Genomic DNA, 8188 nt, shown 5'->3' with positions numbered 1-8188 from the left:
GATGACGGGCTCGAACCGCCGACCCCCTCCGTGTAAAGGAGATGCTCTACCAACTGAGCTAATCACCCCCGCTGTGTGGAGTCGCATTATAGGGAGAGTTGAAAATGAGTCAACGCATTTTCTAAAGTTTTTATTCGTTCGTCGTAAAATTAGACAAAACGATCGCGAAACGGGCAGTGGCGCATGATTTCTAAACAAAAATCGCAAACTCGGGCACGATAAAGGGATCAACATTGAGGAATCCCCCCACAGTGATAGAATATTGCCCATCGTTTTTTCCCCAGGATTTGCCGATTGCCGGCATCTTTATAACGTAAGGCCATTTCATGAAAATCAAAACTCGCTTCGCGCCGAGCCCGACAGGCTATCTGCACGTCGGTGGTGCACGTACCGCTCTCTATTCCTGGCTTTTCGCACGCCACAACAAAGGTGAGTTCGTGCTGCGTATTGAAGACACCGATCTTGAGCGCTCCACGCCGGAAGCAATTGAAGCCATTATGGATGGGATGAACTGGCTGAATCTGGAATGGGACGAAGGCCCGTATTTCCAGACCAAACGCTTTGACCGCTATAACGCCGTCATTGATGAGATGCTGGTCGCGGGCACGGCGTACAAATGCTATTGCTCGAAAGAGCGTCTGGATGCGCTGCGTGAAGCGCAGATGGCGAACGGTGAGAAGCCGCGCTATGACGGCCGCTGCCGCCACGACCACAGCGAGCATGCTGCTGATGAGCCTTGCGTGGTGCGCTTTGCTAACCCACAGGATGGCTCGGTGATCTTTGACGACCAGATCCGTGGCCCAATTGAATTCAGCAACCAGGAGCTGGACGATCTGATCATCCGCCGTACCGACGGTTCCCCAACGTACAACTTCTGCGTAGTAGTTGATGACTGGGATATGGAAATTACCCACGTTGTCCGTGGTGAAGACCATATCAACAATACGCCGCGCCAGATCAACATCCTGAAAGCGCTGAATGCGCCTGTTCCGGTCTATGCGCACGTTTCGATGATCAACGGCGATGATGGCAAGAAACTGTCTAAACGTCACGGTGCGGTAAGCGTTATGCAGTATCGCGACGACGGCTATCTGCCGGAAGCGCTGCTGAACTATCTGGTTCGCCTGGGCTGGGCCCACGGTGACCAGGAGATCTTCAGTCGCGAAGAGATGATCGAACTGTTCTCTCTGAGCTCTGTGAGCAAATCAGCGAGCGCATTTAATACCGATAAGCTCCTGTGGCTGAACCACCATTACATCAATACCATGCAGCCAGAATATGTGGCGACGTATCTGCAGTGGCACATTGAGCAGGCAAATATTGATACCCGCACTGGCCCTGAACTGGCGGATCTGGTGAAACTGCTCGGCGAGCGCTGCAAGACGCTGAAAGAGATTGCCGAAAGCTGCCGCTACTTCTATGAAGAGTTTGATGCGTTCGACGCAGATGCCGCGAAGAAACACCTCCGCCCGGTAGCGCGTCAGCCGCTGGAAGTGGTGCGCGACAAGCTGGCTGCACTCACCGAGTGGACCGCTGAGAATGTGCATCACGCCATTCAGGCGACGGCAGACGAGCTGGAAGTCGGTATGGGTAAAGTGGGTATGCCACTGCGCGTTGCGGTGACCGGTGCAGGTCAGTCTCCGGCGCTGGATGTGACGGTTCATGCCATCGGCAAGTCACGCAGCGTGGCGCGCATTAACAAGGCGCTGGACTTTATCGCTGAACGTGAAAATCAGCAGTAATTACGCCTCAGATAAAAAAACGGCAGGGTAACCTGCCGTTTTTTATGCCTTTTATTCGGTGATTCCCAGCCGCGTAAGAAAGCCGTGAATGCCTTCGCGTTTCAAAAAGGCATCCAGACGCTTCTGTTCTGACGGCGTCATACTCTCCAGCGTCTCAATAATGCCGGGAGAGAGATTTGAAGAGGGGGCACTGTAGGAAGCGGTGACCTCAGCGAGGTGGTAAACCGCCTGACGGTTGCGGAACGCCGGGAGACTCATTATATGTTCCTTCACGCGTGCATCGACATGAATGAGCCGCGCGCGACCGCCCTTCACGCCGTTGAGCCCTTCCGTTTTCCACCCCTGCTGGCGTATCCAGCGATTGACCGTTTGTCTGGCAACGCCCAAACTTTCCGCCAGCTCTTCCGTGGTCATTTTGCTCCGTAATCTTTTCATATCAGTCCCGATCGCGTATCCCTAAACGTTGCAACAATCCGGTAATCCCTTCCCGCATTAACAGCGATGTCATCTGCTTCTGCTCTTCCGGCGTCATTTCATTGGCCAGCGTGAGGAGCAGGGTGTGAAGCGAACCGTCATGGCTGGTGCCGTCTGGCAGTTCGGACGTTTCACTTGCCCGACGTGCGCTGCGGATAAAGTCACGGACTTTTTCGTTCACATGAACCAGGCGCGCTTTCCCGCCCTGGACGCCTGGTTTTGGTGACGTAATCCAACCCTCTTTGCGTACCCATTTATTGATGGTCTGGCGGCTATAGCCAGTGAGGAGGGCTAACTCTTCTGGCGTCATTCGTTCCTTGATCATGCAATTTCCTGAATATCTGTGGGGTTAATTAACGGCTCATTTTATAGCACCGTTTTACGTGAAAACGTGACAGGCTTAACTCCTGGCTGCGAGCAGGCTCGCAAAGTGATTCATTTGCATGATTTTTCGGCGATTGAATGGCTGGGATTGATTTTGCCGTTGACACTCCGCAGAGGAATTCATATTATGCCGCCCGTCAACATGACAGCTTTACGATGGGGCTATAGCTCAGCTGGGAGAGCGCTTGCATGGCATGCAAGAGGTCAGCGGTTCGATCCCGCTTAGCTCCACCAAACTCTGAACCCAACAGAGTGCGGTCAGTAAAGTAACATGTGGGGCTATAGCTCAGCTGGGAGAGCGCTTGCATGGCATGCAAGAGGTCAGCGGTTCGATCCCGCTTAGCTCCACCAAAATTGTAAACCCTCGTCAAAAGACGAGGGTTTTTTTTATGTGTTTGTAACACCCATCCCCGTATTTTGTTATCAAAAAGAAGGTATTCCCATACCTCACCTCAATCGACATCAATAAACCAGTCTATAAATAGACTTGAACTTGATTCGTGCAATTAATAAACCTATTATCCATCCGGTCAATGATTCGAACGGATAATATACTCATCAGCTTAATGAATAGAAAAACGTATAAGAATGTAAAGATATTTATAATTGCCCTGATACTTTGCCTGATTACGGTACCTGTCTCCCGTTATCTCTCTCCCCGCGCAATTGTTAATGGTCACGACGTTTATTTAGCATGGCTACCGCTAAGCGTTATGCTGGCGGTAATTCTGCTATTTGGGCGCAGGGCTATTCTTCCCATTGTGTTAGGTTTTACTGTCACTAATCTATTTTATATTAATTTAGCACCGCTACAATATGCAGTATTACTGTTTTGTCAGACCTTTGCGTTGTTCACGGCGTGCGGCGTTCTGCGCATCATACTGGGTAAGCGCTGGCGCTACTGCATCCCTAACAAGCACATCGGTTTACGTATATTCTGGCTTGGTTTTATCGTGCCGATAGGTATTAAGCTGTCGATGTATATGGCAGGCTATTTGTTTGATTTTCCTGTCACAATCTCGACATTTTTCGGCGAAGGAACGGTAATTTATAACGTTGTGGATATACTGAGCCTGATATGTGCGGCGTTGATTTTTACCATGATGTTTTATTACCCATTAAGAATGATAATTAATCCTCGCTACGCGAGGAACTTCTGGCGGCAAAGCGTGAAGCCCGTGTTTTTTCACAAGAATTCATTATATATTTTTGTCTGGCTGATGCTTTTAATTTTCATTCTCGTCATTTTATGTGGTCCTTTTGAATCCCCCGTCATTGCCGGCTATTTGATGCCGCTGATTTTTATTCTTTTTACCCTGGCGATAAGCCGCCTGACCTATGCGCTTATCTCTCTGCTGTGGGCTGCATCTGCGCTCCTGCTGTTGACCTACAACTACAACTTCCTTAACGGGGTGGAATCGGGCCATTCGCTCTCTTTTATCCTGTCCGTGCTTATCTCTTTCGCTATCTGTTTGCTTTACATGTCGCGGATCTATCAACGTAGCGAATGGCTCAAGCGGGGCTGGCAGGACAGAGCGCTCACCGATCCGCTGACCGGGTTACCGAACATCCGTGCGCTGGAAGATTATCTTGAGATTCATCCAGATGCCAAAGTGTGCATTTTGCGCATGGATAATCTGGAATTTTTGAGCCGCCACTACGGGATTATTATGCGGGTTCATTGCAAACGAACGATCGCCACATCGCTTCAGCCGCTCCTGCAAAAAGATGAGATGCTCTTCCAGTTGCCCGGAAGCGAGCTGGTGCTGGTATTGCTCGGGCCGGAAATTGCTGAACGCCTCCAGCATATGGTCGATCGGCTCAACAGCAGTAAGATTTTCTGGAACAACGCAGGGCTGGATATTGAGTTTGGCGCGTCCTGGGGAATGGTCGAAAATGGCGAAAAGCTGCATCACACGCTGGGGCAGCTGAGCTGGCTGGCAGAGCAGGCCAGCGGAGCGCAAAACGTTCTCGCACTCACGAATAGCCTCGAGGCGGCATCTGGGCAAACAACAGAGCGCGTCCTGATGCTGGCGCGGATTAAGCACGCTCTGGAGACGGATCAATTCCATTTATACGCGCAGCCGATCCAGAAGGCGGACGGGAGCGGGTATTACGAAATTCTGGCGCGTATGGAGAGCGAGGGCGAGATCTTCACTCCTGACCGCTTTATTCCGTTGATTGCCCAGTTCAACCTGAGCCACCGGTTTGATATGAGCATCATGGAGAAATTACTGCTGTGGCTGCGCGATAACCCTGTAAAGCAGGCTGGCACCCGTTTCTCTGTCAATCTGATGCCGCTCACGCTGATGCAAAAAGAGGTGGCGACCGAGATTTGCGCGCTCTTTGAACGCTACGGCGTTGCGCCTCAGGCCGTCGTGATTGAGATCACCGAAGAGCAGGCCTTCTCAAATTCGGGCTGCAGCATCCACAATATTCAGCAACTGCGGGATTACGGTTTCCGGATTGCCATTGATGATTTTGGTACCGGCTACGCCAACTACGAGCGTCTCAGACGCCTGCAGGCAGATATCATTAAAATTGACGGCTGCTTTGTTAAAGACATTTGTACCGACGATATGGATGCGATGATCGTCCAGTCGATGTGTAATCTGGCGAAGACAAAATCGCTGTGCGTTGTAGCGGAATACGTCGAAACACCGGCACAGCGGGAGATGCTGCTTCGCTTTGGCGTGGATTACCTGCAGGGCTACCTGATAGGTAAACCGAAACCGCTGGAAGAGTTGCGGGCATAAAAAAACCGGGAGCCAGGCTCCCGGTTTTTTGTTTAAGGATAAACGTTACAGGACCAGTGCCGCGATGGAAGCAGACAGGACGCTTACCAGCGTAGAGCCGTAAACCAGCTTCAGGCCAAAGCGAGAAACCACGTTACCCTGTTCTTCGTTCAGACCTTTAATCGCCCCTGCGATAATCCCGATAGATGAGAAGTTCGCGAAGGAGACCAGGAACACGGACAGAATGCCTTCCGCGCGCGGAGAAAGCGTGCTGGCAATTTTCTGCAGATCCATCATCGCAACGAATTCGTTAGAAACCAGTTTGGTTGCCATGATACTCCCTACCTGCAGCGCTTCGTGAGCCGGAACACCCATCACCCATGCAACCGGGTAGAAGATGTAGCCCAGAATCCCCTGGAAGGAGATACCCAGCACTGCGGCGAACAGGGCGTTCAGCGCAGAAATCAGCGCAATGAAGCCGATCAGCATGGCGGCAACGATAATTGCCACTTTGAAACCGGCCAGAATGTATTCACCCAGCATTTCGAAGAAGCTCTGGCCTTCGTGCAGGTTAGACATCTGGATGTTCTCTTCGCTGGCGTCAACGCGGTATGGGTTGATCAGCGACAGAACGATAAAGGTGCTGAACATGTTCAGAACCAGCGCCGCAACAACATACTTTGGCTCCAGCATGGTCATATACGCGCCCACGATAGACATGGAAACGGTAGACATTGCAGTTGCCGCCATGGTGTACATGCGGTTGCGGGACATTTTGCCGAGAATATCTTTATACGCGATGAAGTTCTCAGACTGACCGAGGATCAGGGAACTGACGGCGTTAAAGGATTCCAGCTTGCCCATGCCGTTCACTTTGGATAACAGGAAGCCAATTCCACGAATAACGAACGGCAGAACGCGGATGTGCTGCAGAATACCGATCAGCGCGGAGATGAAGACGATTGGGCACAGAACCTTCAGGAAGAAGAACGCCAGACCTTCGTCGTTCATTTTACCAAAGACAAAGTTGGTCCCTTCGTTGGCGAATCCGAGCAGTTTTTCGAACATTTCGGAGAAGCCTTTCACGAAGCCGAGGCCTACGTTGGAGTTCAGGAAGAACCACGCAAGTAAAACTTCAATGACCAGCAGTTGGACAACATAACGGATACGAATTTTTTTGCGGTCTGTGCTGACCAGCAATGCAAGTGCAGTAACGACAACAAGTGCCAGGACAAAATGAAGGACGCGGTCCATATTTGCTCCAAATATGAGGCAGGTTTAATTTTCGTGCACATTCTATGTAACAAGCGAAAAGAAAACGAGATCGAGGACACACTATAGTTACATCCTGTGACGAGTCTCAAAAATAGTGATCCACAATACATTTTTGTTATGTTAGGTAAATGAGTGAAAAGTTAAGTTTGTGTGCTAGTCTTCACAAAAGCGCGCGCGATTTCAGTTTCTGTTCGATCGCCCCACTTACCCGCCCGTCTATCGTTCAAAGCTATCAGAGAAATCACTGTAAACTTCACAAATGATCTTGATAATCATTCTCATTTTGATAGCATTAAACATAGCAAAGGCTATATTTCAGAGGCAGAAATGACAAACAGTCGCGTAGAGGGTAGCAGTGGCAGAGCCGCGCGCAAGTTGCGGTTCGCATTAATGGGACCTGCGTTCATCGCTGCCATTGGCTATATCGATCCAGGTAACTTTGCGACCAATATTCAGGCCGGGGCCAGCTTCGGCTATAAGCTGCTGTGGGTGGTCGTCTGGGCTAACCTGATGGCGATGCTGATTCAGATGCTCTCCGCAAAGCTTGGGATTGCAACGGGTAAAAACCTGGCGGAGCAAATTCGCGACCATTATCCGCGTCCTGCCGTCTGGCTCTACTGGGTCCAGGCGGAAATCATCGCCATGGCCACTGACCTCGCTGAATTTATCGGCGCGGCGATCGGCTTTAAGCTGATTCTGGGCGTGTCGCTGTTGCAGGGTGCGGTACTGACCGGGATTGCCACTTTCCTGATCCTGATGCTGCAGCGTCGGGGACAAAAGCCGCTGGAGAAGGTCATCGGCGGTCTGCTGCTGTTTGTCGCGGCGGCCTATATCGTCGAGCTGATTTTCTCACAGCCGAATCTGGCGCAGCTTGGTAAAGGTATGGTGATCCCAAGCCTGCCAACCTCGGAAGCGGTGTTCCTGGCCGCCGGGGTATTGGGGGCGACCATCATGCCGCATGTGATTTACCTTCACTCCTCGTTGACTCAGCATCTCCACGGTGGGACGCGTAAAGAGCGTTACTCCGCCACCAAATGGGACGTGGCGATCGCCATGACCATCGCGGGGTTTGTTAATCTGGCGATGATGGCCACCGCTGCCGCCGCTTTCCATTTTAACGGTCATACCGGTATTGCCGATCTCGACCAGGCCTATCTCACGCTGGAGCCATTACTGAGCCATGCTGCGGCCACGATATTTGGTCTCAGCCTGGTGGCCGCAGGTCTGTCTTCTACGGTGGTAGGCACGCTGGCAGGGCAGGTGGTGATGCAGGGATTTGTTCGGTTCCACATTCCGCTGTGGGTTCGTCGCGCTGTAACCATGCTCCCGTCATTTATCGTGATTCTGATGGGGCTCGACCCAACGCGAATTCTGGTCATGAGCCAGGTGCTGCTGAGTTTTGGTATCGCGCTGGCGCTGGTGCCGCTGCTGATCTTTACCAGCAACAAAACCCTGATGGGCGAACTGGTCAACTCAACGCTGGTGAAACGGACCGGGTGGGCCATCGTGGTGGTAGTGGTGGCGCTGAACCTGTGGCTGCTAATTGGCACAGCGTTGGGGCTCTAACAAAAAAAGGAG

The 8188-nt window shown here is 51.5% G+C and carries 6 protein-coding genes and 2 tRNA genes; 5 read left to right on the top strand and 3 right to left on the bottom strand.

Annotated features, from left to right (window positions below):
* Nucleotides 1–326 precede the first annotated feature (326 nt).
* Nucleotides 327–1742: a glutamate--tRNA ligase gene (gltX, locus tag L370_RS21555; protein WP_023332944.1), complete on the top strand. Its 1416-nt coding sequence runs from the start codon at nt 327–329 to the stop codon at nt 1740–1742.
* Nucleotides 1743–1793: 51 nt separating this feature from the next.
* Here gltX and L370_RS21560 read toward each other — a convergent pair whose 3' ends face one another.
* Entirely contained in the window at nt 1794–2177 is a 384-nt protein-coding gene (locus tag L370_RS21560) for a YfeC-like transcriptional regulator (protein ID WP_032666484.1), read from the bottom strand.
* A 1-nt stretch (nt 2178) separates the two neighbouring features.
* Nucleotides 2179–2541 (bottom strand): YfeC-like transcriptional regulator, encoded by a 363-nt coding sequence (locus L370_RS21565; protein WP_023332942.1) that lies wholly within the window; start codon nt 2539–2541, stop codon nt 2179–2181.
* 217 nt (nt 2542–2758) lie between these two features.
* On the opposite strand from L370_RS21565, the gene L370_RS21570 reads away from it, so the two are divergent.
* From L370_RS21570 to L370_RS21580, 3 genes are all read left to right on the top strand, one after another.
* Nucleotides 2759–2834 (top strand) — tRNA-Ala (locus L370_RS21570).
* Nucleotides 2835–2875: 41 nt separating this feature from the next.
* A tRNA-Ala gene (locus tag L370_RS21575) sits at nt 2876–2951 on the top strand.
* Nucleotides 2952–3166: 215 nt separating this feature from the next.
* On the top strand, nt 3167–5356 hold the full coding sequence (locus L370_RS21580; RefSeq protein ID WP_032643518.1) for a sensor domain-containing phosphodiesterase: 2190 nt from the start codon (nt 3167–3169) through the stop codon (nt 5354–5356).
* Between the two features lie 45 nt (nt 5357–5401).
* Here L370_RS21580 and L370_RS21585 read toward each other — a convergent pair whose 3' ends face one another.
* On the bottom strand, nt 5402–6589 hold the full coding sequence (locus L370_RS21585) for a NupC/NupG family nucleoside CNT transporter (protein WP_008501591.1): 1188 nt from the start codon (nt 6587–6589) through the stop codon (nt 5402–5404).
* Between the two features lie 348 nt (nt 6590–6937).
* On the opposite strand from L370_RS21585, the gene L370_RS21590 reads away from it, so the two are divergent.
* On the top strand, nt 6938–8176 hold the full coding sequence (locus L370_RS21590) for an Nramp family divalent metal transporter (RefSeq protein ID WP_023332940.1): 1239 nt from the start codon (nt 6938–6940) through the stop codon (nt 8174–8176).
* Nucleotides 8177–8188 lie beyond the last annotated feature (12 nt).

Source organism: Enterobacter sp. MGH 24 (genome assembly GCF_000493015.1).
Lineage (GTDB): Bacteria > Pseudomonadota > Gammaproteobacteria > Enterobacterales > Enterobacteriaceae > Enterobacter.
This window is presented reverse-complemented; position numbering and strand designations above follow the sequence as displayed.